Genomic DNA, 23,399 nt, shown 5'->3' on the forward strand with positions numbered 1-23,399 from the left:
TTGAAGGGGCACTGTGGCTGTGCGATAGGCACTCCACAAAGTAGAGAACCTTGCGGAGAGCGCTGACATGGCGGGTGGACGGGGCCTTATGGCCGGCAAGCGCGGCCTTATCCTTGGCATCGCCAACAATCGCTCGATCGCTTACGGCATCGCCAAGGCCTGTGTCGACCACGGCGCCGAGATCGCGCTGACCTATCAGGGCGAGGCGTTCAAGAAACGTGTCGAGCCGCTTGCCGCGGAACTGGGCGCGCATGTCGCCGGCCATTGTGACGTGACCGACCCGGCCAGCCTCGATGCGGTGTTCGCCGATATCGCCAGCCATTGGGGCAAGCTCGATTTCCTCGTCCACGCCATCGCCTTTTCCGACAAGGACGAGCTGACCGGCCGCTATGTCGAGACGACGCGCGACAATTTCCTGCGTACCATGGATATTTCGGTCTATTCCTTCACCACCATCGCCAAACGCGCCGAGGCGCTGATGACCGACGGCGGCTCGCTGCTGACGCTGACCTATTACGGTGCGGAAAAGGTGATGCCGCACTACAACGTCATGGGTGTCGCCAAGGCGGCACTCGAAGCCAGCGTGCGCTATCTGGCCGTCGACCTCGGCGCCAAGAAGATCCGCGTCAACGCGATCTCCGCCGGCCCGATCAAGACGCTTGCCGCATCCGGCATCGGCGATTTCCGCTATATCCTGAAATGGAACGAATACAATTCGCCGTTGAAGCAGACGGTCACGCAGGAGGAGGTTGGCGATTCCGGCGTCTATTTCCTGTCCGACCTTTCGCGCGGCGTCACCGGCGAGATCCATCACGTCGATTCCGGCTATCATGTCGTCGGCATGAAGGCGGTCGACGCGCCGGATATTTCGACGGTCAAGGACTGACGCCACCGCCTGACCTCTTCCGGAAGACCTGATGTACCCGCTCGTCTATATCGTGCGCCACGGCCAGACGGCGTGGAACGCCGAGGCCCGGTTGCAGGGGCAGGCCGATACCGACCTCAACGAGCTCGGCCGCGAGCAGGCTAGCCGCAACGGGCGCAGGCTGGCCGAACTCATCGACAAGCCCGAAGATTTCGACTTTGTCGCCAGCCCGATGCGGCGCACGCGCGAGACGATGGAGCGCCTGCGCGCGGCGATGAAGCTCCATCCGCACGCCTATCGTACCGAGCCGCTGCTCGTGGAATTGAGCTTTGGCGACTGGCAGGGTTTCACCTTTGCCGAACTCGAGGCGAACAATCCCGGTTCGACCAGGCGCCGCCGCCTCGATAAATGGAATTTCCAGCCGCCCGGCGAGGGCGCCGAAAGCTACCAGATGCTGCTCGAACGGGTGAAGCCGTGGTTCGACGCGCTCGATCGCCAGACGGTCTGCGTGACCCATGGTGGCGTCATGCGCGCGCTGTTCCGCTTCGTGCTGGGGATGTCCGAACAAGATGCGGTCAGCATGGAAGTGCCGCAGGACCGCGTGCTCAGGCTGGACGGCCGGCGCCTGGAGTGGCTTTGAGACCGATGACGTAGCCTATGTTGAGATCAGGTCGGGCCGGCCTCAGCTGAATATCGACGCGCCCTATTCCGTCGATCCGGTGTCCGGCAGTTCCATGTCGGTGACGACGTTCTCGCCATTCGTCACGTCGTAGGCGAGGACGATGTCCATGCCTGGCTTCAGCGCATCGAGGTCGGTTTCGGCGTTCAGCTTGTAGGACTTGCCGTCGTCCAGCGTCAGCGTCAGCGCATCCTTATCGACCTTCTTGATCAGGCCTTCGGTCTGGCCGGCGAAGGCGGCGGTGGAAATCAACAGCGTGGCGGCAACAGCGCCAATCAGGATACGCATCATCGTCCTCTTTAATCATTGCCGGTACAGCGGCTCGGTCCAACGGAACAGAACTGAGCAGAAACCAATCGAATGTGTCAAAACTAAATCCGCGGGATCACAGTTTGACCACTGTGGAAAACGCCAATAGAAGGCAGGCGACAGCGCCGCGCGTCCTCCTGGGCGCGCAAAGGACGCTGTAGCACTTTTGATTTTGTGCATGATCCTTTCCGAAAATCGCTCCGATTTTCGGGGTCATGCGCTGAGCCGGCTTCGACGCCGGCAGGGCTGGTTCCATGTCGCACAACACGTTCGGCCATCTTTTCCGCGTCACCACCTGGGGCGAAAGCCATGGGCCGGCGCTGGGCTGCGTCGTCGACGGCTGTCCACCAGGCATCCGCTTCAGCCGCGACGAGATCCAGGCCGAACTCGACAAGCGCCGCCCCGGCCAGTCACGTTTTGTGACGCAGCGTCGCGAACCTGACGAGGTCAAGGTCCTGTCCGGCTTCATCCTCGATGAGGACGGCGAGACGATGATCACCACCGGCACGCCGGTGTCGATGCTGATCGAGAACGTCGACCAGCGCTCCAAGGACTATGGCGACATCGCCCGCCAGTTCCGGCCGGGCCATGCCGACTACACTTACGAGGTCAAATACGGCCTGCGCGATTACCGCGGCGGCGGCCGCTCCTCGGCGCGTGAGACGGCGGCGCGGGTGGCGGCCGGAGCGCTTGCCCGCAAGGTCGTGCCCGGCATGGTGGTGCGCGGCGCGCTGGTGTCGATGGGCGATAAATCGATCGATCGCGCCAATTGGAACTGGAATTTCGTCGGCGACGCCGAAAACCCGTTCTTCACGCCTGATCCGGCGTCCGTCGCCGTCTTCACCAAATATCTGGACGGCATCCGCAAGGCGGGCTCCTCGGTCGGTGCGGTCATCGAGATCGTCGCCGACGGCGTTCCGGCGGGGCTTGGCGCGCCGATCTATGCCAAGCTCGACCAGGACATCGCCGCCGGCCTGATGTCGATCAACGCCGTCAAGGGCGTCGAGATCGGCAACGGTTTCGAGGCCGCCCGCATCACCGGCGAGGAGAATGCCGATGAGATGCGCATGGGCAATGACGGCAAGCCGGTCTTCCTATCCAACAACGCCGGCGGCATCCTCGGCGGCATCTCGACCGGCCAGGCGATCGTCGCGCGTTTCGCCGTCAAGCCGACCTCGTCGATCCTGACGCCGCGAAAGTCGATCGACAAGGACGGCAACGACGTCGAGATCATGACCAAGGGCCGCCACGATCCATGCGTCGGCATCCGCGCCGTGCCGATCGGCGAGGCGATGGTTGCCTGCGCCATTGCGGATCATTATCTGCGTCATCGGGGACAGACAGGTAGGGGAGTAGGGGAGTAGGGCAGTAGGGCAGTAGGGCAGTATGTTTATGTTAATGCCCGGCAGGCAGCCATTTTCGCTTTCCCCTACTGCCGTACTGCCCTATTCCCCTACTCCCTGCGAGCGAAGCGAGCACCCATGCCTTACGACCAGAAGAAGATCGTTGAAGCCCTGCGCGCCTTCGAGCGCGGCGAGATCGTCGTCGTCATGGACGATGACGGACGCGAGAACGAGGGCGACCTGATCGTCGCCGCCGTCCATTGCACGCCGGAAAAGATGGCGTTCATCGTTCGCAACACGTCGGGCATCGTCTGCACGCCGATGCCGCGCGAGGAAGCAAAGCGGCTCAACCTGTCGCCGATGGTGGCCGACAATGATTCCGCCCACACCACTGCCTTTACCGTCAGCGTCGACTTCAAGCACGGCACCACGACCGGCATTTCGGCCGACGACCGCACGCTGACGGTGCGCAATCTCGCCAACGGCAATGTCGGCGCCTCCGATTTCGTCCGCCCCGGCCACATCTTTCCGCTGATCGCGCGCGAAGGCGGCGTGCTGATGCGTTCGGGCCATACCGAAGCCGCTGTCGACCTCTGCAAGCTCGCCGGCCTGCCGCCGGTCGGCGTCATTTCCGAGCTGGTCAATGATGACGGCACTGTCATGCGTGGCCCGCAGGTGCAGGCCTTCGCGGAAAAGCACGGGTTGAAGCAGATTTCGGTTGCCGACCTAATCGCCTACCGGCAACGCAAGGAAACGCTGGTCGAGCGCGTCGCCTGTTCGGACATCGAGACGCCCGGCGGCAAGGCGCAGGTCTTCACCTACACGCTGCCCTGGGATTCCATGCATCACGTGGCGGTCGTCTTTGGCGATATCCGCGACGGCGTCGAGGTGCCGGTGCGCCTTCATTCCGAGGACGTGGTCAGCGACGTCTTCGGCACCAGCCACCGGCTGGACGCCATCATGAAGGCGATGGGCGAGCGCCAGCGCGGCGTCATCGTCTATCTGCGCGAAGGCTCGGTCGGCGTCGCCCATCAGGAGCGCAAGCGGCCGGCTGCCGGCGACCGCGAGGATCATGAAGAGGCGCGCCGGCGCGAGAACGAATGGCGCGAGATCGGCCTCGGCGCGCAAATCCTCAAGGATCTCGGCATTTCCTCGATCAATCTGATCGCCTCGCGCGAGCGCCATTATGTCGGCCTCGAAGGTTTTGGCATCCACATCGCCAAGACCGAGATTCTTTAGGCCATTCTCACGATGCTGGTATGCGTCCGGCCCCGCCTCGGGGCCGGACGCACCGGAAACTATTCCGCAGCGACCGCGGCTGCGTCGCATGCAGCCATCTCGCAGTTCGGCGCGGCAAGGCTGCGCTGGCCGGCGAGCACGATGACCAGCGCGATTGTGCCCGATGCCACCGATACCCAGAACCCGTTCTGCGCGCCGAAAGCGTCCACCACCCAGCCGGCGGCGAACGAGCCGAGCGCCATGCCGATGCCGATGCCGGTCATCACCCAGGTCACGCCTTCGGTCAGCACCGCCTCGGGCACGCGCCGTTCGATCAGGCCGAATGCCGTGATGAAGGTCGGCGAAATCGCCACGCCGCTGACGAAGACGGCCAGTGCCAGCAGCGGTACTGTGTCGGCGACGAGCAGCGGCAGCGTGGTAAGCGCAATGATGGCGATTGCGATGGCAAGCTGAATTTGCAGCGGCAGTTTCAGGTTCAGGGCGCCGATGATGATGCCGACGACGAACGATCCGAGCGCGTAGACACCGATGACGAAGCTGGCGGCCCCTGGCTGGCCAAGCTCCTTGGTGATCGCCACCGTGCTCACCTCCGTGGTGGCGAAGGTCGCGCCGATGAAGATCAGGGCCAAGGTGATGATCTGGACCGGCCGCAGGCGGATTGCCGAGCCGCCTGAATCATGTTCCACCGGTCGGGCTCGCGGTTCGGTCGAGCGCTGCAGGATGAAGGCCGTCGAACCGAAGGCGAGGAACAATGTGCTCGCGAGCACTCCCGCTTCCGGGAAAAGCGCGACGCTCAGCCCTACCGACAGCGATGCGCCGGCTATGTACACCAGTTCGTCCGCCGCCGACTCGAAGGCGAACGCCGTGTTCAGCTCGGGGCGGTTGCGAAAAATCTCGGTCCAGCGTGCGCGCACCATTGCCGGGATGCTGGGCATGACGGCGGCGAGCAGCGCCGAGACGAATAGCGTCCATATCGGCCAATGCTGATTGGCCGCCGCAATCAGGATCGCGAAAGCGAGCGTGGAAATCACAGTGGTCGGCACCACAATCCGCGTCTGGCCGAGGCGGTCCACCAGCCGTGATACCTGCGGGGCGACGAAAGCGTTGGCCAGCGCATATGTCGCGGAGACGGCGCCGGCCAGCCAGTATTCGCCATCGGTCTGCGACAGCATCGCGACGATCCCGATCGGAGCCATGGCGATCGGCAGCCGGGCAGCGAAGCCGGCGGCGGCAAAGCCCTTGGCGCCGGGCGCGCGAAAGATCTGGGAATAGGGATTTTGCATGGTCTGGCTCCTCGACAACGGCCGGTTCGGCGATTACATACGTGGCGTATGAATTTAAATAGATCATACGCGGCGTATGTCAATTGGCATACGAAGCGTATGTTAATAGGGCCAGAGCATGCACAGACCACGCAAGGAGATGATTGCCGAAACCCGCGCCAAGCTGATTGCCGCGGCACGCCACGCCTTCGGTACGCTCGGCTATGCCGAAGCCTCGATGGACGATTTCACGGCATCGGCCGGGCTGACGCGCGGCGCGCTCTATCATCACTTCGGCGACAAGAAGGGCCTTCTCCAGGCGGTCATCGCCGAGATCGATGCCGAAATGTCGGCCCGGCTGAAGGTCGTTTCGGCCAAGCCGGACAATCTCTGGCAGGGCTTTGTCGACGAATGCACCGCTTATATCGAGATGGCGCTGGAGCCGGAGATCCAGCGTATTGTGCTTCGCGACGGGCCGGCGGTGCTCGGCGATCCATCGCAATGGCCAAGCCAGAGCACATGCATCCGCTCGATGACAGAGAGCCTGCAAAGACTGAGCGACGGGGGGACAATTCTCGCCGTCGATCCCGAAGCCGCGGCAAGGCTGGTCAGCGGCGCCTCGTTGCATGCGGCGCAGTGGATCGCAAATTCGAACGATCCTGAAGCGACATCGAAGAAGGCAGTGAGGGCGTTCAAGGTTCTTCTGGAAGGGCTGCTCAATCGCACCGGCAAGCTGCCTCAGCCTGATCGATCGTCAGCGAAGCAGCCCCAGATTGACCGATCACCGGCCTGAGGCCATTCTTTTCGCCGATCCCAGGCGGCTCGCGGTGGGCTCAGCCGACGCCGGTTGCCTAAACCCTGTTGAACATCGCCTCACCAGCGCGCGAAAACATGGCCAAAGCGGCGAGGCGCGCCTATATCGGGGCATGGTCACGAGACTTTACACCCACCCGATTTTCCTCGAGCACATAACACCGCCCGGTCATCCGGAGCGGCCGGACCGTTTGCGCGCCATAGAGCGTGTGCTTGACGACGAGGCCTTCGCGGCGCTCGATCGCGTCCAGGCGCCCGAAGGCGACGAGGCAACCATCCTCTACGCGCATCCGCCCGAATTCGTCGAACGTGTCCGCGCAGCGATTCCGGACACCGGCATCGCCCGTATCGACGCCGACACCACCGCCAGCCCGAAGAGTTGGCAGGCGGCCGTGACCGCGATCGGCGCAGCCAACGCCGCGGTCGACGACGTCTTCACCGGCCGTGCCGAAAACGTCTTCGTCGCCGCACGGCCGCCCGGCCATCATGCCGAAAAGACCACCTCCATGGGCTTTTGCCTGTTCAACACCGCCGCGATCGCGGCACGCTACGCGCAGAAGAACCATGGCGCCGACCGCGTCGCCGTCGTCGACTGGGATGTGCATCACGGCAACGGCACGCAGGACATTTTCTGGGACGATCCATCGGTGCTCTATTGCTCGACACACCAGATGCCGCTTTACCCGGGAACCGGGGCCGTGAGCGAAACCGGCGCCGGCAACATCGTCAACGCGCCGCTGGCGCCGCAGAGCGGCAGCGATAGTTTCCGCGACGCCTTTCTGTCACGCATCCTGCCGGCGCTCGACAATTTTGCGCCCGACCTCATCATCATCTCCGCCGGTTTCGATGCCCACCACCGCGATCCGCTGGCCGAGATCAACCTGACCGAGGATGATTTCGACTGGGCGACCGGCCAGTTGCTCGAACGAGCCGGGCGCCGTAGCCGCAACCGGCTCGTCAGCGTGCTCGAGGGCGGCTACGATCTGCAGGGATTGGCATTTTCAGTCGCCGCCCATGTCGGGCGGCTGATGAAGGGATAGATGATGGCTGGTGAGACTAACGAGGATGTCAAGGCGATGAGCTTCGAGCAGGCGCTCGAGGCGCTGGAGAGGATCGTCGACGATCTGGAGCGCGGCGACGTTCCGCTCGACCAGTCGATCCGCATCTACGAGCGCGGCGAGGCGCTGAAGGCGCATTGCGACCGGCTGCTGAAGGCGGCCGAGGACAAGGTCGAGAAAATCAGGCTGTCGCGTGACGGCAAGCCGGTGGGGACAGAGCCGTTGGACGCGGATTGAGGCGCGGCCTCGAACGACAATTTTGCTTACCGGCTTTGGACATCATCACGATTGAGGGTAAAACTCATCCCGTTTGAAACGGCTCCAGGACGAGAGGAGATTGCGAACGATGTGCAGAAACATCAAAACCCTGTTCAATTTCGATCCGCCGGCAACCAATGACGAGGTCCGCGATGCCGCGCTTCAGTTCGTCCGCAAGCTGAGCGGAACGACGCGGCCGTCGAAACAGAACCAGCATGCGTTCGACCATGCCGTCGAGGCCATTGCCGCCTCGGCGCGCGAATTGCTCGACAGCCTCGAGACGACGCAGCATCCGCGCAATCGCGAAGAGGTGGCGGCCAAGGCGAAGGCCAAATCCGTACTTCGCTTCGCCTGAGGAGACCGCGTGAGCTTCTTTCCCGGAAACGATCCGCAGATGGGCGATGCCTTCGCCAGCGATCAGATCGAGCTGATGGTCATTCCGAACGCCAAGGACATCGGCGGATTTCAGGTTCGCCGCGCCTTGCCGACGGCCAGGCGCCGGCTGGTCGGACCCTTCATCTTCTTCGACCGCATGGGTCCAGCCGTACTGCGAGCGGGCCAGGCGCTCGACGTGCGTCCGCACCCACATATCGGCCTGTCTACGGTGACTTACCTGTTCGATGGCAAGATCAGGCACCGCGATTCGCTCGGCACCGAGATGGTAATCCAGCCCGGGGACGTGAATTTGATGACCGCCGGCCGTGGCATCGTCCATTCGGAGCGCACGCCGGAAGAACTGCGCGGCGCGCCGATGTCGGTTTCCGGCCTGCAGACATGGCTGGCGCTGCCGGACGGCAAGGAAGAAGTCGCGCCGGTCTTCGAAAACACCGCGGCCCTGCGCCTGCCCGAAATCGATGCGGAGGGGGTTAGCGGCCGTGTGATCATCGGTGCGTTTTCCGGACTGCGCTCCCCGGTCGCCACCGCTTCGGACACGCTTTATGCCGATCTCAGGCTGGCGCCGGGTGCCAGCGTGAAAATCCCGGCCGATGCCGAGGAGCGCGCCATCTATACGCTGGAAGGCGAGGTTTCGATATCCGGTGACCGCTTCCCGGCCGAGCGGCTGCTGGTTTTCCGGCCCGGTGATGAAATCGTTGTCTCATCGGAACGCGGCGCCCATTTCATGCTGTTTGGCGGCGCTTCGCTCGGTTCGAAACGTTATATCTGGTGGAATTTCGTATCGTCCTCAAAGGAACGCATCGAGCAGGCGAAAGAAGAATGGAAGACGGGCCGCTTCGATATCGTTCCTGGAGACGAGCAAGAGTTCATCCCGCTGCCCGAAAGCTGATGCGCGTTACCGCCACATTTACATTCGCCGGCCAGCGGCATATTTCACGATGAACAGAAAATCTGACCAGGCTCGCAAACAGTGAACGCAAAGCCCGATACGCCGCTTCTCGACAAGGTCCGCGTCCCAGCCGATTTGCGCACGCTTGCCGAAGGCGACCTGCCGCAGCTGGCGTCAGAGCTTCGCGCCGAACTGATCGACGTCGTTTCCCACACCGGGGGCCATCTCGGCGCCGGCCTCGGCGTCGTTGAACTGACTGTCGCGCTGCATTACGTCTTCAACACGCCGGACGACCGGCTGATCTGGGACGTCGGCCACCAGGCTTATCCGCACAAGATCCTGACCGGCCGCCGCGACCGCATCCGCACGCTGCGGCAGGAGGGCGGCCTGTCCGGCTTCACGCGTCGCGTCGAGAGCGAATACGATCCGTTCGGCGCAGCCCACTCCTCGACCTCGATTTCAGCCGGCCTCGGCATGGCGATGGCGCGCGATCTGTCCGATGGCCGCAACAATGTCATTGCCGTCATCGGCGACGGCGCCATGTCGGCCGGCATGGCCTATGAGGCGATGAACAATGCCGGCGCACTCGATGCCCGGCTGATCGTCATCTTGAACGACAACGATATGTCGATCGCTCCGCCGACCGGCGCAATGAGCGCCTATCTGGCCCGTCTGGCGTCGGGCAAGACCTATCTAGGCTTGCGCGATTTCGGCAAGAAGCTGACGTCGTATCTCGGCGAGCGCGCCGATCGCGCCATCAAGCGAGCGGTCGAGCATGCGCGCGGTTACGTCACCGGCGGCACGTTGTTCGAGGAAATGGGGTTCTACCACATCGGCCCGATCGACGGTCACAACCTCGAGCACCTGATCCCGGTGCTGAAGAACGTCCGCGACAATGCCGACGGCCCGGTGCTGATCCATGTCGTGACCCAGAAGGGCAAGGGCTACGCCCCGGCCGAGGCGGCGGCCGACAAATATCATGGCGTCAACAAATTCGACGTCATCACCGGCGCCCAGGCCAAGGCGCCCGCCAATGCGCCGAGCTACACCAAGGTGTTTGCCGAAAGCCTGATCCAGGAGGCCCGAGAGGACGACCGCATCGTCGCCATCACCGCCGCCATGCCGAACGGCACCGGGCTTGATCTGTTCGGCGAAGCGTTTCCGGCGAGGACCTTCGATGTCGGCATCGCCGAGCAACATGCGGTGACCTTCGCCGCCGGCCTTGCCACGGAAGGCTTCAAGCCTTTCGCGGCGATCTACTCGACCTTCCTGCAGCGCGCCTACGACCAGGTCGTCCACGACGTGGCGATCCAGAAATTGCCGGTGCGCTTTCCGATCGATCGCGCCGGCTTCGTCGGCGCCGATGGTGCCACCCATTGCGGCGCCTTCGACACGACCTTCCTGGCGACGCTGCCCGGTTTCGTCGTCATGGCCGCGGCCGATGAGGCCGAGCTGCGCCACATGGTACGCACCGCCGCAAGCTACGATGACGGCCCGATCGCCTTCCGCTACCCGCGCGGTAACGGCGTTGGTGTCGAGATGCCGCAACGCGGCTCGGTATTGGAGATCGGCAAGGGCCGGATCGTCAGGGAAGGCACCAAGGTTGCGCTGCTTTCCTTCGGCACCAGGCTGCAGGATTGCCTGGCCGCGGCCGAGGAGCTTGGCGCGGCCGGGCTTTCGACCACGGTCGCCGATGCCCGTTTTGCCAAGCCGCTCGACGAGGACCTGATCCGGCGGCTGGCCCGTTCACACGAGATACTGGTGACGGTGGAAGAGGGCGCGGTCGGCGGCTTCGCCAGCCATGTGCTGCAGTTCCTGGCCCATGAAGGGCTGCTGGAGAGCGGCCTGAAGGTGCGCCCGCTGGTGCTGCCCGATACATTTGTCGACCATGCCAAGCCGGAAAAGATGTATGCCGATGCCGGGCTGGACAGCGCCGGCATCGTGCGCACCGTGTTCGTGGCGCTGGGGCATACCGCGCAGGCCCAGCGCGCCTAGCTTTTAGACGCATTCCCGCGACGCCGACGCGATTCAACTTGGCTGCAAGATGCTAGTCTGAATCAATATCTCAAACGCTTGAATCAAATTACCGGCGAACAATCGTAACATGCTGTTTACGCTGCCGTTTGGCGATTTGCTTACCGTGTCCTTTGGCCGTTCTTCAACGCTGCCCTGCTAGAAGGCAACAGGCAGGGGAAAGCAGACCAATGAGATCGCTTTTGGGCGGCATCGCGCTTGCGGCCATCTTCGTCTTGTCGGCTACAGCCGAAACGCGCTACGACCGCAAACTCGAAGAGGCGGTGATGGGCGTCGTCGCCGGCAAGATCGGCGAAATCCGTGGCGGCTTCTCCTACAAGCAGGCGCCGCAATTCGCCGTCGTGCCCGATACCTTGCCGAAGGCGTCCAGTTCCGCTGACCGGCGCGCACACAGGTGTCCGGCGACAGCAGCGACGGTCTGACGCCGGCCGTCGAACGGCGGGTTTCGCGGACCATATTCTAAAGCATGATCCCGAAGAGACTCTAGAAACTAGAACCACATGTCCCGCACACAGCGACCATCTCTCGGCAAATCCTCGAATGTATCGAGACCCTCGAAATGGTCGATCGGGAGATCGGCGACGGCCTCGGGCGGCGCAAGCCTCACATTGACGGCGATGCGGTAGCGCCCAGCCGCCTCGGGATGCAAACCGCGCCAGGCCAGGACGCAAGCGCAGGTTGGGCAGAAGAGAATCTCAAGCGAAGGATGAGCCTTTCCGACGCGCCGATAGGCGCTTACGGGCCCGGCAAGGCGGATGCGTTCGTCGACATAGTCGTAAGCCCAGAGCGTGCCGTAGCGACGGCAAAGTGTGCAATTGCAGGCAGTGATCGAACCGGGATCGCCCTCCAGGGTCCAGTGGGCTGCGCCGCAGTGGCAGGTTCCCGTCAGCATGTTCCTCCTCCACGTTTCGACGGCTAAACGGCATCTCTTTCTTAGCATTGCGTCGGGTCTCGTGCGAGGCTCGACAAACAGCGCAGCGGCTTGATGCGCTCACCGCCTTTCCAACTATGCCTTGTCTGATCGCCAAATTCCTTGCCATCATCGTTGGCTTTCGCCATGAAGGCCGATGACTTCCCTTCCGCCAGCCAGCATACGCCAGCGGCTCGACGAATTGCTCGTCCAGCGCGGCCTGTTTGCCAGCCGCTCGCGTGCCCGCGACGCGGTCGAGCGCGGCACCGTGACGGTCGATGGCATCGTCGCCCTCAAGCCGGGCCAGGCCGTTCTGCCTGAGTGCAACATCGTCGTTGACGATCCGGCGCAAGGTTACGTGTCGCGCGCTGCACTGAAGCTGAAGGCTGGTCTCGACCATTTCGCCCTCGACCCCACCGGCAACGAAGCGCTCGATGTCGGCGCCTCGACCGGCGGCTTTACGCAGGTGCTGCTCGAACGCGGCGCGGCGCATGTCACGGCGATCGATGTCGGGCACGGCCAGATGCACTCCGACATTGCCGGCGATCCGCGCGTGACGGTAATTGAAGGCCTGAATGCGCGCGAACTATCGGCCGCCGATCTCGGCGGCCGTGTGCCGGATTTCATCGTCTCGGATGTCAGCTTCATATCGCTGAAACTGGCGCTGCCGCCGGCGCTTGCCTTGGCCAGGAATGGCGCAAAAGCTGTGTTTCTGGTCAAGCCGCAATTCGAGGCCGGCCGCGAGGCGATCGGCAAGGGCGGCCTGCTGAAGGACCCCTATGATGCGGCGCGCATTGCCGGCCTGATGCAGGACTGGCTCGATGCCATTCCCGGCTGGCGCTCGCTGGGGCTTCATCTGTCACCGATAGAGGGCGGCGACGGCAACCGCGAGTTCCTGCTCGGCGGCATCAAGGACGTCGAGACCCAGAGGCGATGAGCACCCGTTTCACGATCGCAAGGTTGGGCTCGCAGGGCGACGGCATCGCCGAGACGGAAACCGGCGAGGTTTTCATTCCGTTCGCGCTGTCGGGAGAGGTCGTCACCGCCGCGCGGGAGAAAGATCGCGCCACCTTGATGTCGGTCCTTGAGGCTTCGCCGTTGCGGGTCGATCCGCCGTGCCGGCATTTCGGCGCGTGCGGCGGCTGCGCCGTCCAGCATCTCGAGACTGAAGCCTATCACCGGTGGAAGCGCGAAAAGGTCGTGCATGCGCTGAAGAGCAAGGGCATCGCTTGCGATGTCGGGGCGCTGGTGCCGTGCGCGCCGCACACACGCCGCCGTGTCGTCTTCACCGCCCGGCGGAGCGAGGCGGGAATGCAGTTCGGCTTCGTTCGCGCGCTGTCATCCGAGATCATCTCGATCGAGGAATGCCCGATCTCGGCGCCGCAGATCGTCGCTGCGCTCGACCGTTTGAGGATGCTTGCCGGACTGATCTGCACCACGACCAAATCGTTCCACATGGCGGTGACGGTGACCGGTTCCGGCCTCGATGTCGCGGTTCACGATTCCGGCAAGCTCGGCGAGAACCAGCGCCGCGTCGCTTCCAACTTCGTCATCGCCGAGCGGCTAGCCAGGCTGTCGGTCGACGGCGAAGTCATTATCGAACCAAACAAACCGGTCGTCCTGTTTGGTGGCGTCGCCGTCGCAGTGCCTCCGGGCGCTTTCCTGCAGGCGACCGAGGCTGCCGAACAGGCGATGGCCAACATTGTCGTCCAGCATTTCGCGCGCGCCAAAAAGGTCGCCGATCTCTTCGCCGGCTGCGGCAGCTTCGCGCTGCGCCTAGCCGCAAGATCGGAGGTTCATGCGGTGGAAGGCGATGCGGCAGCACTCGCGGCGCTCGACCGGGCATTCCGTTTCGCCAGCGGCCTGAAGCGGGTGACCGGCGAACGTCGCGACCTGTTCCGGAGGCCGCTGACATTCAAGGAGTTGAATGCCTTTGACGGCGTTGTCTTCGACCCGCCTCGCGCCGGCGCCGAGGACCAGTCGAAGCAGATCGCGCGCTCCGACGTGCCGCTCGTCGCCGCGGTGTCTTGCAATCCGGTAACGCTGGCGCGGGACCTACGCATCCTCATGGACGGCGGCTACGCCCTGAAGAGCGTGACGCCGATCGACCAGTTCCTGTGGTCGCCGCATGTCGAGGTCGTGGCGCTGTTGGAGAAGCCGAGACGAAGGCGCTAGCAGCCAGGGCCTGAAACGCGCACCAAAAAAGCACATTTTGAACGCACGTCGTTCAGACTGTGCTAGGGAATTGCCATGAGCACCGCAGCCTTCGAAATTTCGGCATGGCGCTTCGGCGAGGAGCGGGCGCGTTTCTCTCGCCAAGGCGGGTCGCTGAACTGCTAGGGGTTAATATGACAGAACTGGCGGGGCTGACCGGTCTCGCGCGCAACACGCTTGCCGCCAAGTCCGGTGCGCGCAAGGTCGACGCCGCATTGAGTCCCATCGTCCGTATCCTGGCGATGGCCGGCGAGATGGCCGGTGATGAACATCGTGCGGCGATCTGGTTCAAGCATCAGCCGATCCCCGGTTGGGCCGGAAAGACCGCCTACGATCTGGTTCGCGAAGGCAAGACGGACAAGGTGCTTGCCTATCTGGAGGCAGTCCGCTCCGGCATCTATGCCTGAAACCAGGCTGACCCTGTGGCGCGCTTTTGTGCCGCGCTGGGCCGCTGTGAGCTGCTATGCTTCTTGCACGCGTTCGTATCCGGCCGCCTTCGCGGCCCTGACGAACTTGCGGTCAAAAGTCGCGAAGCCAGCGCAGTGAGCGGACTTGCCCAGATGCAGCGCGTCAGCGAAATCCAACCCCTGTTCCGAGAGGTCGAGCGCGGACGACACGACCGCCCCGTCTTCCACCTCTACCGTGGGAAGCCCGCTAAACACCCGTAGCGTACGGGCGATTTCAAGCGGCGCAAAACCGTAGGCGCTGCGCAACACCCATTCGACTTCCAGCATCACCGTGACGGCGACAAAGACCGGCTGGCTATCGATCAGCGCCCGGGCGCGGGAAGACTGCGACGGGTGATCGCCCGTCAGGTAGCGGACGATCAGGTTGGTATCAATTGCGAGCATGGCGCCGCCGCGCTTCGGCGAGCACGCCCGCGTCCATTTCTTCCAACGTCTTCGGCCTGCCGCTATAGCGCAGCGATCCAAACACGTCCTCTGGCCGCGTCTCGGCGAAGACTGGCGCAGGCTTCAGTAGCACGCCCTCCGGGGTATCCTCGACCAGAAGGCGTGTGCCGGCATGCCATTCCCTCCGTTTCCGGATCGCGCTGGGCAGGATGACCTGTCCCTTGGTCGAGACCGTAGTTACGAGCTTCTCTGCGGCAGCCATCTCGGCACGTCCTTAGGTGTAAGACGAATGTAAGATAGTCGAAGCTCTCGGCAAATTCAAGGCGCAAGCTACTCCTACTTAAAGCGATGACAAGGCAGTGGGCGGCGGGGATTGGTTGTTCCGGAGCGGCGATAATTCGGCGTCAACTCCATCAAACCCTGGTGCCGCCGACTGTCATCTGGTTCATCCTGAGATGCGGCTGGCCGACGCCGACCGGCACGCCCTGTCCGGCCTTGCCGCACATGCCGATGCCGGTGTCGAGCTTCATATCGTTGCCGACCATCGAAACCCGATGCATGGCATCCGGCCCGTTGCCGATCAGCATGGCGCCCTTGATCGGTTGCGTCACCTTGCCGTTCTCGATCATGTAGGCTTCGGTGCAGCCGAACACGAACTTGCCCGAAGTGATGTCGACCTGGCCGCCACCGAACGACACGGCATAGATGCCGTTCTTGACTGAGGCGATGATCTCGTCCGGCTCCATGTCGCCTCCTNCACCGAACGACACGGCATAGATGCCGTTCTTGACTGAGGCGATGATCTCGTCCGGCTCCATGTCGCCTCCTGTCATGTAGGTGTTTGTCATGCGCGGCATAGGCTCGTGCGCGTAACCTTGGCGTCGCCCGTTGCCGGTGGCTTTCATGCCCATCAGCCGGGCGTTCTGGCGGTCCTGCATGTAGCCGACCAGCTTGCCATCGTCGATCAGCACGTTATGGGCCGATGGCGTGCCCTCATCGTCGACGGTAAGCGAACCACGCCGCTCGGGCAGGGTGCCGTCGTCAACGACGGTGACGCCTTTCGCCGCCACCTGCTGGCCAAGCAGGCCGGCGAAGGCCGACGTCTTCTTGCGGTTGAAATCGCCTTCCAGCCCGTGGCCGACGGCCTCGTGCAACATGACGCCCGGCCAGCCGCTCGACAGCACGATGTCGAAAGTGCCGGCAGGTGCTGGAACCGCTTCGAGATTGACCAGCGCTTGCCGCAATGCCTCCTTGGCCGCGTGCCGCCAGCTGTCCTCGATCAGGAATTCACCAAAATCCTTGCGGCCTCCCATGCCGTAGGAGCCGCTCTCCTGGCGGTCGCCGTCGCCGACCACCACCGACACGTTGATCCTGACCAGCGGACGGATGTCGCGCACCATCTGGCCGTCGGCGCGCACGATCTCGACATGCTGCCAGGAGGCGGCGAGCGACGCCGTCACCTGCCTGACGCGCGGATCCTCGGCCCGCAGCCATGCATCGATTTCCTGAAGCAGCTTGGCCTTGGCCTCGAAGGAAGGCGAGGGGATAGGGTTTCCGTCGCTGTAGAGATGGCGGTTGGTGCGGGCAGGCGCTGCGGCAAGCGTGCCGGAATAGCCGCTCTTCACCGTCGAAACGGCATCGGCGGCGCGCAGCAGCGAGGCTTCGGAGAGATCGCTGGAATGGGCGTAGCCGCTGGCTTCGCCGGCGACGGCGCGCAGGCCGAAACCCTGGTCGGTGTTGAAATTCGCGGTCTTCAGCTTGCCATTGTCGAACATCAGCGATTCGCTTTCGCTATATTCGAGAAACAGTTCGCCGTCGTCGGCGCCGTTAATAGTCTCGGCAACGATTTGCTTGATGCGATCGTCGGAAATGTCAAATTGGCCGATCAGGCTGTTCATGGCAGGTCCATTCGCAGGAGGATTGTTTCCCACGATGTAGGCGCGAAGGCCCGCACAGACAATCTGAAATGAGATTTGCCGTGACCCGGCCGGTCAACATCACTGGATCATCACTGGATCGTGCTACAAGACCCGGTCTCAAGGCAGGGCGGCGAAGCCGTCGGCGAAACCCTTGAGGTCGACGGGAATGCCGATCCCCTCTTCCGGCGTCTGGAAGACGATGAAGGTGGCGGACGTACCGGTCTTCAGCGTGTCGAGCAGCGGCTTTTCCAGGATGACCTCGGCATAGCAGCCGTCCTGGAAACAGCGCACGAAATACGCGCGGCCGATATCCTTGCCGTCGACATTGAGGCCGAGGCCGTTGGGCAACAGCACGCCGAGCGGCGCCAGCACACGCAGGATTTCGGCCTTGTTGTCGGCTGTGCGCAGCACGACAACGGAAAGACCCATTTCCGGACGGTCCTCGGCGACGACGTTCTGCATCATCACGCATTGTTCGGATGTAGCACCGGCGGGCGTATCGCAGATGATCGACCACGCCCCATGCGTTGACTTCACCGTGCCGCTTGGCTGCGCGGCATTGGCCAGGCCGGCGCCGGACAAGGCTATTGCGGCGGCAACAAAGATGACCTTCGCCAAGGTTCTCGAAAGCCAAGGGTTCATGACGGCTCCATTGCGAATCACGGCACTTTAAGCCGCACTAAACCCAAGTAAAGGACGAGACCCCGGCGATCCGCCCCGACACAGGCAACAATGCGCTTTTCCGTGCCAATTTCGCCCTAATTGCGACGGTTCCGCGCGCCGCGCAGCTCATTCTACCCGGATGCCGCTCTGGTGATTCGCGGCGAGCCGTCACCGCACGAAGCCAGCGCCGCGCTTGCGCGCAAAAATGCCGCACGGGTTCCGGCGCTCCTTTCTTGCGGAGGCAAATAGAGTATGGTTTGAACCAGCCTTGAATTGTCCGGGATTCCCGTCCCGGCATTGTTCGACATTCTTGCGGTCCGATCGCGAGGAACTGGGAGATGACGAGGGCGATGAGAAAATTCCTGGCAACCGCCAAAATCGTAGCTAGTGCCGCCGCCACGTTGTTTGCCGCTGCATCCGCTCATGCAGCCCAGCCCCAACCTTGGGAAACCAGTTTTCAGCCTCCGGCGACCGACATTATGAGGCAGATCGAGTGGTTCGGGAACTACTCGTTCGCGTTCATCATTGTGATCACCGCCTTGGTGCTTTTCCTGATTGCCTATTGCATTTTGCGGTTCCGGGCGAGCGTCAACCCGACGCCGTCGCGCACCAGCCACAACACGCTGATCGAGGTCATCTGGACTGTCGGTCCCGTGGTCATCCTGCTCTGTCTCGCCATTCCCTCGTTCCAGCTGCTGACCGCGCAATACACGCCGCCGGAAGAAGCCAAGCTGACCGTCAAGGCGACCGGCAATCAGTGGAACTGGGACTACGAATACCAGGTCGACAACACGCTTTCCTTTAATTCCGCGATCCTTCAGGATGCCGACAGGGCTGCTGCCGGCAAGGAAGATCGCGCCGCGTATCCGCGCCTGCTCGCCGTCGACAATGAGATGGTGGTGCCGGTCAGCACCATGACCCGGGTGCTGGTGACGGCGACCGACGTCATTCACGCCTTTGCCATGCCGTCCTTCGGCATCAAGACCGATGCGGTGCCGGGCCGCATCAACGAGGTCTGGTTCAAGGCGGACAAGGAAGGCCTCTATTACGGCCAGTGCTCGGAACTCTGCGGCAAGGACCACGCCTTCATGCCGATCGCCATTCGCGTCGTCTCCGATGCACAATACAAGACCTGGCTGGCGGCAGCCAAGACCGACCTTCCCGGCGCCAACAAGGCGCTGATGGCCGAGGTCGATGGCACGAACAAGGTAGCGGCCGCCGGCAATTGATGCCGCGACCAGAAAAGATTCAGGGAACGGAGCCGACCATGGCGCACGCTGCAGCTCACGACGACCACGACCACAAGCCGTATCATGGCTGGGTCCGGTGGGTGTATTCGACCAACCACAAGGACATTGGCACGCTTTATCTGATCTTCGCGATCATGGCGGGCTGCATCGGTGGCGCCTTGTCGGTCGTCATGCGCATGGAATTGCAGGAGCCGGGCATCCAGATCTTCACTGGCCTGGCGCAGATGGTCTACGGCATGAACGGCGACGCCGCCATCGACGGGGGCAAGAGCATGTACAATGCTTTCACCACCGCGCATGCGCTGATCATGATCTTCTTCATGGTGATGCCGGCGCTGATCGGCGGCTTTGCCAACTGGATGGTGCCGATCATGATCGGCGCGCCGGATATGGCCTTCCCGCGCATGAACAACGTCTCGTTCTGGCTGCTGCCGCCGGCTTTCATCCTGCTGATTTTCTCGGCCTTCGTTCCGAGTGCGCCCGGCGCTTACGGCGTCGGCGGCGGCTGGACGCTTTATCCGCCGCTGTCGACATCCGGCCAGCCCGGACCAGCCATGGATCTGGCGATCCTGTCAATCCACATCGCCGGCGCCTCCTCGATTCTTGGCGCCATCAACTTCATCACCACCATCTTCAACATGCGCGCGCCCGGCATGACAATGCACAAGATGCCGCTGTTCGCCTGGTCGGTGCTGATTACCGCCTTCCTGCTGCTGCTGTCGTTGCCGGTGCTGGCCGGCGGCATCACGATGCTGTTGACCGACCGCAATTTCGGCACCACCTTCTTCGCCCCGGACGGCGGCGGCGATCCGATCCTGTTCCAGCACCTGTTCTGGTTCTTCGGCCATCCGGAGGTCTACATTCTGATCCTGCCGGGTTTCGGTATCATCAGCCATATCATCTCGACCTTTTCGAGGAAGCCGGTGTTTGGCTATCTCGGCATGGCCTATGCGATGGTTGCCATCGGCGCGGTGGGCTTCATCGTCTGGGCCCACCACATGTACACGACGGGCCTGTCGCTCGACACCCAGCGCTATTTCGTCTTTGCCACCATGGTCATCGCGGTGCCGACGGGTGTGAAGATCTTCTCGTGGATCGCCACTATGTGGGGCGGGTCGATTTCGCTCAAGACCCCAATGCTGTGGGCGATCGGCTTCATCTTCCTGTTCACTGTTGGCGGCGTCACCGGCGTGCAGCTGGCCAATGCCGGCCTCGACCGCCCGCTGCACGACACCTATTTCGTGGTCGCGCACTTCCACTACGTGCTGTCGCTGGGCGCGGTCTTCGCGATCTTCGCCGGCTGGTACTACTGGTTCCCGAAAATGACCGGCTACATGTACTCGCCCGTGATCGCGAACACTCACTTCTGGGTCACTTTCGTCGGCGTCAACCTGGTCTTTTTCCCGCAGCACTTCCTCGGGCTTTCCGGTATGCCGCGTCGTTATATCGACTATCCCGATGCCTTCGCCGGCTGGAATATGGTGTCGTCCTACGGCTCGTACATCTCGGCTGTCGGCGTCGTCATCTTCCTGTTCGGCGTCTTCGAGGCGTTCCAGAAGAAGCGGGTCGCCGGCGCCAATCCTTGGGGCGAGGGTGCGACCACGCTGGAATGGCAGCTGCCTTCGCCGCCGCCGTTCCATCAGTGGGAACAGTTGCCGAAGATCAAGTAGGCGGTTGCCTCCTTTAATACGGAACCGCCGGCCGGCCGGCGGTTTTGGCCAACGGAATGATGGACTTTAAGTACGCATGGCCCTTGCCGAAGACAGACTGATTGACGAGCCAGGCTTCCGCATGTCGGAAGCGACGGCGGGCGATTTCTTCGCCCTGCTGAAGCCGCGCGTCATGTCGCTGGTGGTGTTCACTGCGTTTGTCGGCATGGTCGCCGCCCCGGTGACCATCAATCCGCTGCTGGCGGTGATCGCGATCCTGGCTATTGCCATCGGCGCCGGCGCCTCCGGTGCGCTCAACATGTGGTATGACGCAGACATCGATGCGGTGATGACGCGCACCGCCGGCCGTCCCGTGCCGGCCGGCCGCATCCGGCCAGGCGAGGCATTGAGTTTCGGGCTGGTGCTGTCGGTTCTGTCGGTGATGACGCTCGGCGTGCTGGTCAACTGGTTGGCAGCATCGCTTCTGGCCTTCACGATCTTTTTCTATGCCGTCATCTATACGATGTGGCTGAAGCGCTGGACGCCGCAGAACATCGTCATCGGCGGGGCTGCCGGTGCCATTCCGCCGGTCATAGGCTGGGCGGCGGTAACCGGATCGGTGAGCCTCGAAAGCTTGGTGCTGTTCCTGATCATTTTCCTGTGGACGCCACCGCATTTCTGGGCGCTCGCGCTCTTCAAGTCGGAGGACTACGCCAAGGCAGGCATTCCGATGATGCCGAATGTCGCCGGCCAGGCCTCGACCAGACGCCAGATCTTTGCCTATGCGCTGGTCCTCGCGCCGGTTGGCGTGCTGCCCTGGGTTCTCGGGTTCACCACGCCGGTCTATGGCATCCTTGCATTGCTGCTCGGCGCCGGCTTCGTCTGGTATGCGTGGAAGGTGCTGCAAATGGCCGATGACGACCGGGCGATGAAGCCGGCCAAGGCCTTGTTCGGCTATTCGCTGCTCTATCTCTTCGCCATCTTCGCCGCCTACCTTGGCGATTGTGTCGTCTCGCGCGCGCTGACCATTGGTGGAGCATGAGCATGGCCGAAAAGAAGCTTGAACTGGTCACGCTGACCGAACGTCAGCAGAAGGCCCGCCGCAATCGCTCGGCCGCAATCGGTTTCGCGCTGGCGGCGCTGGTCGTCATATTCTACGTCGCGACCATCGTGAAATTTGGTCACAGTTTCCCCGGCTCGATGTGAGCTCACAATGACCAGGCAAACAGTCACCGATCCTACGAAGAAAAACACGAACCGCGTCGTCGCTGGCGTCTGCATCGCGTTTTTCGGCGGCATGATCGGCATGGCCTACGCCGCGGTACCACTCTATGCGATGTTCTGCCAGGCGACAGGCTACGGCGGCACCGTCAAACGGGCGACCCAGCAATATGCCGATCGGGTGCTCGATCGCGACATCACCATCCGCTTCGACGCCAACACCGCCGGCGTTCCCTGGCAATTCCAGCCGGTCGCCCGCTCGATCACCATCAAGATCGGCGAAACCGCCGAGGCGCATTTCAGCGCGACCAACAAATTCAACCGTCCCATCACTGGACGCGCCACCTTCAACGTGCAGCCGGAACTGGCCGGACCTTACTTCAACAAGGTCGAGTGTTTCTGCTTCACCGACACGACGCTGAAGCCGGGCGAGACACTGGACATGCCGGTCGTCTTCTATGTCGATCCCGACATCGTCAACGCGCCGGAATTGAAGGATCTGACGACGATTACCCTGTCCTACACGATGTTCCCGGTCGACAAGACCAAGCCGGTCGCATCATCGGTGCCGGCCGACGGCCGCCGCAACAAGATTTCAGATACCGAAGCAAGCCTCGGGGGTTGATATGGCAGACGCACACGCAAAACCACAACATGACTACCACCTTGTCGACCCGAGCCCGTGGCCTTTCCTGGGCTCCGTCGGGGCGCTGGTGACCGCGTTCGGCGGCGTCTGTTACATGCAATACCTCAAGGGCGGCGATTTCCCGATCTTCGGTTTCAATGTCGCCAATCCATGGCTGTTCTTCATCGGCCTGCTGATCGTCATCTACACGATGTTCGCCTGGTGGTCGGATACGATCAAGGAAGCGCATGAGGGACACCACACCCGTGTCGTGTCGCTGCATCTGCGCTACGGCATGATCATGTTCATCGCCTCCGAGGTGATGTTCTTCGTCGCCTGGTTCTGGGCCTTCTTCGACGCCAGCCTGTTTCCGGGCGAGGTCCATCAATACGCCCGTACCGCCTTCACCGGCGGCGTCTGGCCACCCAAGGGCCTCGAAGTTCTCGACCCTTTCCATCTGCCGCTCTACAACACCGTCATCCTGCTTCTGTCAGGTACCACGGTGACCTGGGCGCACCACTCGCTCATCCACGGCGACCGCAAGGGCCTGATCAATGGCTTGGTGCTGACCGTCGGCCTCGGCATGCTGTTCACCATGGTGCAGGCCTACGAGTACATGCACGCGCCGTTCGGCTTCAGGGATTCGATCTACGGCGCCACCTTCTTCATGGCGACCGGCTTCCATGGTTTCCACGTCATCATCGGCACGATCTTCCTGTTGGTCTGCCTGATCCGCGCCATGAAGGGCGACTTCACGCCCAAGCAGCATTTCGGCTTCGAGGCCGCCGCCTGGTATTGGCACTTCGTCGACGTGGTGTGGCTGTTCCTGTTTGCCTCGATCTACGTCTGGGCATCGAACGGCGCGATGATCGAACCGCACTGAGATCGAGCTGAGGAAATCGACAAGGCGGCTGCGGCGACGTGGCCGCCTTATCTTTTGCGGCAAATGCTC

At 62.8% G+C, this 23,399-nt stretch carries 26 protein-coding genes and 1 pseudogene; 20 read left to right on the top strand and 7 right to left on the bottom strand.

Annotation, left to right across the window (positions count from 1 at the left end):
* The first annotated feature begins 67 nt into the window (after window positions 1-67).
* Both fabI and X773_RS41325 read left to right on the top strand, forming a co-directional pair.
* The gene (gene fabI, locus X773_RS41320) at window positions 68-886 is read left to right on the top strand and encodes an enoyl-ACP reductase FabI (RefSeq protein WP_031211054.1); all 819 of its coding nucleotides are present in this window, start codon (window positions 68-70) and stop codon (window positions 884-886) included.
* Between the two features lie 31 nt (window positions 887-917).
* Window positions 918-1,505 (top strand): histidine phosphatase family protein, encoded by a 588-nt coding sequence (locus tag X773_RS41325; RefSeq protein ID WP_023674110.1) that lies wholly within the window; start codon window positions 918-920, stop codon window positions 1,503-1,505.
* Window positions 1,506-1,568: 63 nt separating this feature from the next.
* On the opposite strand, the gene X773_RS41330 is transcribed toward X773_RS41325, so the two are convergent.
* A complete protein-coding gene (locus tag X773_RS41330; RefSeq protein WP_023716902.1) occupies window positions 1,569-1,832 on the bottom strand; it encodes a DUF1344 domain-containing protein in 264 nt (87 codons plus the stop codon).
* Between the two features lie 275 nt (window positions 1,833-2,107).
* On the opposite strand from X773_RS41330, the gene aroC reads away from it, so the two are divergent.
* Together aroC and ribB are read left to right on the top strand one after the other, a co-directional pair.
* Entirely contained in the window at window positions 2,108-3,217 is a 1,110-nt protein-coding gene (gene aroC / locus X773_RS41335) for a chorismate synthase (protein ID WP_023674112.1), read from the top strand.
* Window positions 3,218-3,334: 117 nt separating this feature from the next.
* Window positions 3,335-4,435, top strand: coding sequence for a 3,4-dihydroxy-2-butanone-4-phosphate synthase (ribB, locus tag X773_RS41340; protein ID WP_023674113.1), 1,101 nt, complete (start codon window positions 3,335-3,337; stop codon window positions 4,433-4,435).
* 59 nt (window positions 4,436-4,494) lie between these two features.
* Here the strand turns inward: ribB and X773_RS41345 are convergent, their stop codons facing one another.
* A complete protein-coding gene (locus X773_RS41345; protein ID WP_023674114.1) occupies window positions 4,495-5,718 on the bottom strand; it encodes an MFS transporter in 1,224 nt (407 codons plus the stop codon).
* A 118-nt stretch (window positions 5,719-5,836) separates the two neighbouring features.
* On the opposite strand from X773_RS41345, the gene X773_RS41350 reads away from it, so the two are divergent.
* The 7 genes from X773_RS41350 (at window position 5,837) to X773_RS41380 (ending at window position 11,567) form a co-directional block, all read left to right on the top strand.
* On the top strand, window positions 5,837-6,490 hold the full coding sequence (locus X773_RS41350; RefSeq protein ID WP_023674115.1) for a TetR/AcrR family transcriptional regulator: 654 nt from the start codon (window positions 5,837-5,839) through the stop codon (window positions 6,488-6,490).
* Window positions 6,491-6,623: 133 nt separating this feature from the next.
* The gene (locus X773_RS41355) at window positions 6,624-7,550 is read left to right on the top strand and encodes a histone deacetylase family protein (protein ID WP_023674116.1); all 927 of its coding nucleotides are present in this window, start codon (window positions 6,624-6,626) and stop codon (window positions 7,548-7,550) included.
* Window positions 7,551-7,553: 3 nt separating this feature from the next.
* Window positions 7,554-7,805 carry an exodeoxyribonuclease VII small subunit gene (locus X773_RS41360; protein ID WP_031211056.1) on the top strand — a complete coding sequence of 84 codons (252 nt, stop codon included), beginning with the start codon at window positions 7,554-7,556 and terminating at the stop codon, window positions 7,803-7,805.
* A 109-nt stretch (window positions 7,806-7,914) separates the two neighbouring features.
* Window positions 7,915-8,181, top strand: coding sequence for a DUF2277 domain-containing protein (locus X773_RS41365; protein WP_023674118.1), 267 nt, complete (start codon window positions 7,915-7,917; stop codon window positions 8,179-8,181).
* 9 nt (window positions 8,182-8,190) lie between these two features.
* Window positions 8,191-9,111 carry a pirin family protein gene (locus X773_RS41370; RefSeq protein ID WP_023674119.1) on the top strand — a complete coding sequence of 307 codons (921 nt, stop codon included), beginning with the start codon at window positions 8,191-8,193 and terminating at the stop codon, window positions 9,109-9,111.
* Between the two features lie 81 nt (window positions 9,112-9,192).
* Window positions 9,193-11,106 (top strand): 1-deoxy-D-xylulose-5-phosphate synthase, encoded by a 1,914-nt coding sequence (gene dxs, locus X773_RS41375; RefSeq protein ID WP_023674120.1) that lies wholly within the window; start codon window positions 9,193-9,195, stop codon window positions 11,104-11,106.
* A 209-nt stretch (window positions 11,107-11,315) separates the two neighbouring features.
* Window positions 11,316-11,567 (top strand): hypothetical protein, encoded by a 252-nt coding sequence (locus tag X773_RS41380; RefSeq protein ID WP_245274600.1) that lies wholly within the window; start codon window positions 11,316-11,318, stop codon window positions 11,565-11,567.
* A gap of 68 nt (window positions 11,568-11,635) precedes the next feature.
* On the opposite strand, the gene X773_RS41385 is transcribed toward X773_RS41380, so the two are convergent.
* Window positions 11,636-12,037, bottom strand: coding sequence for a GFA family protein (locus X773_RS41385; protein WP_023674122.1), 402 nt, complete (start codon window positions 12,035-12,037; stop codon window positions 11,636-11,638).
* A gap of 175 nt (window positions 12,038-12,212) precedes the next feature.
* On the opposite strand from X773_RS41385, the gene X773_RS41390 reads away from it, so the two are divergent.
* From X773_RS41390 to X773_RS41400, 3 genes and pseudogenes are all read left to right on the top strand, one after another.
* A complete protein-coding gene (locus X773_RS41390; protein WP_023674124.1) occupies window positions 12,213-12,992 on the top strand; it encodes a TlyA family RNA methyltransferase in 780 nt (259 codons plus the stop codon).
* Window positions 12,989-14,230 carry a class I SAM-dependent RNA methyltransferase gene (locus X773_RS41395; protein ID WP_023674125.1) on the top strand — a complete coding sequence of 414 codons (1,242 nt, stop codon included), beginning with the start codon at window positions 12,989-12,991 and terminating at the stop codon, window positions 14,228-14,230. The genes X773_RS41390 and X773_RS41395 overlap by 4 nt, the downstream gene beginning before the upstream one ends.
* Before the next feature lie 75 nt (window positions 14,231-14,305).
* Window positions 14,306-14,676 (top strand): annotated as a pseudogene (locus tag X773_RS41400) (antitoxin Xre/MbcA/ParS toxin-binding domain-containing protein).
* 54 nt (window positions 14,677-14,730) lie between these two features.
* Here the strand turns inward: X773_RS41400 and X773_RS41405 are convergent.
* The 4 genes from X773_RS41405 to X773_RS41420 all read right to left on the bottom strand — a co-directional run bounded on the left by X773_RS41405 (window position 14,731) and on the right by X773_RS41420 (window position 17,681).
* A complete protein-coding gene (locus X773_RS41405) occupies window positions 14,731-15,120 on the bottom strand; it encodes a type II toxin-antitoxin system VapC family toxin (RefSeq protein WP_023674128.1) in 390 nt (129 codons plus the stop codon).
* Entirely contained in the window at window positions 15,107-15,382 is a 276-nt protein-coding gene (locus X773_RS41410; RefSeq protein WP_023674129.1) for an AbrB/MazE/SpoVT family DNA-binding domain-containing protein, read from the bottom strand. Before X773_RS41410 ends, X773_RS41405 begins: the two co-directional genes overlap by 14 nt.
* A 151-nt stretch (window positions 15,383-15,533) precedes the next feature.
* Window positions 15,534-17,018, bottom strand: a complete 1,485-nt coding sequence (locus X773_RS41415) for a metallopeptidase TldD-related protein (RefSeq protein WP_023674130.1) — start codon at window positions 17,016-17,018, stop codon at window positions 15,534-15,536.
* Between the two features lie 138 nt (window positions 17,019-17,156).
* Window positions 17,157-17,681 (bottom strand): invasion associated locus B family protein, encoded by a 525-nt coding sequence (locus tag X773_RS41420; protein ID WP_023674131.1) that lies wholly within the window; start codon window positions 17,679-17,681, stop codon window positions 17,157-17,159.
* 371 nt (window positions 17,682-18,052) lie between these two features.
* On the opposite strand from X773_RS41420, the gene coxB reads away from it, so the two are divergent.
* The 6 genes from coxB (at window position 18,053) to X773_RS41450 (ending at window position 23,330) form a co-directional block, all read left to right on the top strand.
* On the top strand, window positions 18,053-18,931 hold the full coding sequence (gene coxB, locus X773_RS41425; protein ID WP_031211057.1) for a cytochrome c oxidase subunit II: 879 nt from the start codon (window positions 18,053-18,055) through the stop codon (window positions 18,929-18,931).
* A gap of 38 nt (window positions 18,932-18,969) precedes the next feature.
* Window positions 18,970-20,622: a cytochrome c oxidase subunit I gene (gene ctaD, locus X773_RS41430; protein ID WP_031211058.1), complete on the top strand. Its 1,653-nt coding sequence runs from the start codon at window positions 18,970-18,972 to the stop codon at window positions 20,620-20,622.
* A gap of 76 nt (window positions 20,623-20,698) precedes the next feature.
* Window positions 20,699-21,643: a heme o synthase gene (locus tag X773_RS41435; protein WP_023674134.1), complete on the top strand. Its 945-nt coding sequence runs from the start codon at window positions 20,699-20,701 to the stop codon at window positions 21,641-21,643.
* 2 nt (window positions 21,644-21,645) lie between these two features.
* A complete protein-coding gene (locus X773_RS77215) occupies window positions 21,646-21,807 on the top strand; it encodes a hypothetical protein (protein WP_198023516.1) in 162 nt (53 codons plus the stop codon).
* Between the two features lie 7 nt (window positions 21,808-21,814).
* The gene (locus X773_RS41445) at window positions 21,815-22,447 is read left to right on the top strand and encodes a cytochrome c oxidase assembly protein (RefSeq protein WP_023674136.1); all 633 of its coding nucleotides are present in this window, start codon (window positions 21,815-21,817) and stop codon (window positions 22,445-22,447) included.
* Between the two features lies 1 nt (window position 22,448).
* A complete protein-coding gene (locus X773_RS41450) occupies window positions 22,449-23,330 on the top strand; it encodes a cytochrome c oxidase subunit 3 (protein WP_023674137.1) in 882 nt (293 codons plus the stop codon).
* Window positions 23,331-23,399: the final 69 nt, after the last annotated feature.

It is taken from the genome of Mesorhizobium sp. LSJC280B00 (assembly GCF_000502835.1).
In the GTDB taxonomy this organism is placed as follows: domain Bacteria; phylum Pseudomonadota; class Alphaproteobacteria; order Rhizobiales; family Rhizobiaceae; genus Mesorhizobium.

Bases quoted from the DNA above. Each gene is read 5' to 3' on its own strand.
- aroC (WP_023674112.1), top strand. From the start codon at position 2,108: ATGTCGCACAACACGTTCGGCCATCTTTTCCGCGTCACCACCTGGGGC.
- X773_RS41345 (WP_023674114.1), bottom strand. From the start codon at position 5,718: ATGCAAAATCCCTATTCCCAGATCTTTCGCGCGCCCGGCGCCAAGGGC.
- coxB (WP_031211057.1), top strand. From the start codon at position 18,053: ATGAGAAAATTCCTGGCAACCGCCAAAATCGTAGCTAGTGCCGCCGCC.
- X773_RS41435 (WP_023674134.1), top strand. From the start codon at position 20,699: ATGGCCCTTGCCGAAGACAGACTGATTGACGAGCCAGGCTTCCGCATG.
- X773_RS41410 (WP_023674129.1), bottom strand. From the start codon at position 15,382: ATGGCTGCCGCAGAGAAGCTCGTAACTACGGTCTCGACCAAGGGACAG.
- X773_RS41450 (WP_023674137.1), top strand. From the start codon at position 22,449: ATGGCAGACGCACACGCAAAACCACAACATGACTACCACCTTGTCGAC.
- X773_RS41355 (WP_023674116.1), top strand. From the start codon at position 6,624: ATGGTCACGAGACTTTACACCCACCCGATTTTCCTCGAGCACATAACA.
- X773_RS41385 (WP_023674122.1), bottom strand. From the start codon at position 12,037: ATGCTGACGGGAACCTGCCACTGCGGCGCAGCCCACTGGACCCTGGAG.
- ribB (WP_023674113.1), top strand. From the start codon at position 3,335: ATGCCTTACGACCAGAAGAAGATCGTTGAAGCCCTGCGCGCCTTCGAG.
- X773_RS41420 (WP_023674131.1), bottom strand. From the start codon at position 17,681: ATGAACCCTTGGCTTTCGAGAACCTTGGCGAAGGTCATCTTTGTTGCC.
- fabI (WP_031211054.1), top strand. From the start codon at position 68: ATGGCGGGTGGACGGGGCCTTATGGCCGGCAAGCGCGGCCTTATCCTT.
- X773_RS41360 (WP_031211056.1), top strand. From the start codon at position 7,554: ATGGCTGGTGAGACTAACGAGGATGTCAAGGCGATGAGCTTCGAGCAG.
- X773_RS41330 (WP_023716902.1), bottom strand. From the start codon at position 1,832: ATGCGTATCCTGATTGGCGCTGTTGCCGCCACGCTGTTGATTTCCACC.
- X773_RS41325 (WP_023674110.1), top strand. From the start codon at position 918: ATGTACCCGCTCGTCTATATCGTGCGCCACGGCCAGACGGCGTGGAAC.
- X773_RS41365 (WP_023674118.1), top strand. From the start codon at position 7,915: ATGTGCAGAAACATCAAAACCCTGTTCAATTTCGATCCGCCGGCAACC.
- X773_RS41405 (WP_023674128.1), bottom strand. From the start codon at position 15,120: ATGCTCGCAATTGATACCAACCTGATCGTCCGCTACCTGACGGGCGAT.
- X773_RS77215 (WP_198023516.1), top strand. From the start codon at position 21,646: ATGGCCGAAAAGAAGCTTGAACTGGTCACGCTGACCGAACGTCAGCAG.
- X773_RS41380 (WP_245274600.1), top strand. From the start codon at position 11,316: ATGAGATCGCTTTTGGGCGGCATCGCGCTTGCGGCCATCTTCGTCTTG.
- X773_RS41395 (WP_023674125.1), top strand. From the start codon at position 12,989: ATGAGCACCCGTTTCACGATCGCAAGGTTGGGCTCGCAGGGCGACGGC.
- ctaD (WP_031211058.1), top strand. From the start codon at position 18,970: ATGGCGCACGCTGCAGCTCACGACGACCACGACCACAAGCCGTATCAT.
- X773_RS41390 (WP_023674124.1), top strand. From the start codon at position 12,213: ATGACTTCCCTTCCGCCAGCCAGCATACGCCAGCGGCTCGACGAATTG.
- X773_RS41445 (WP_023674136.1), top strand. From the start codon at position 21,815: ATGACCAGGCAAACAGTCACCGATCCTACGAAGAAAAACACGAACCGC.
- X773_RS41350 (WP_023674115.1), top strand. From the start codon at position 5,837: ATGCACAGACCACGCAAGGAGATGATTGCCGAAACCCGCGCCAAGCTG.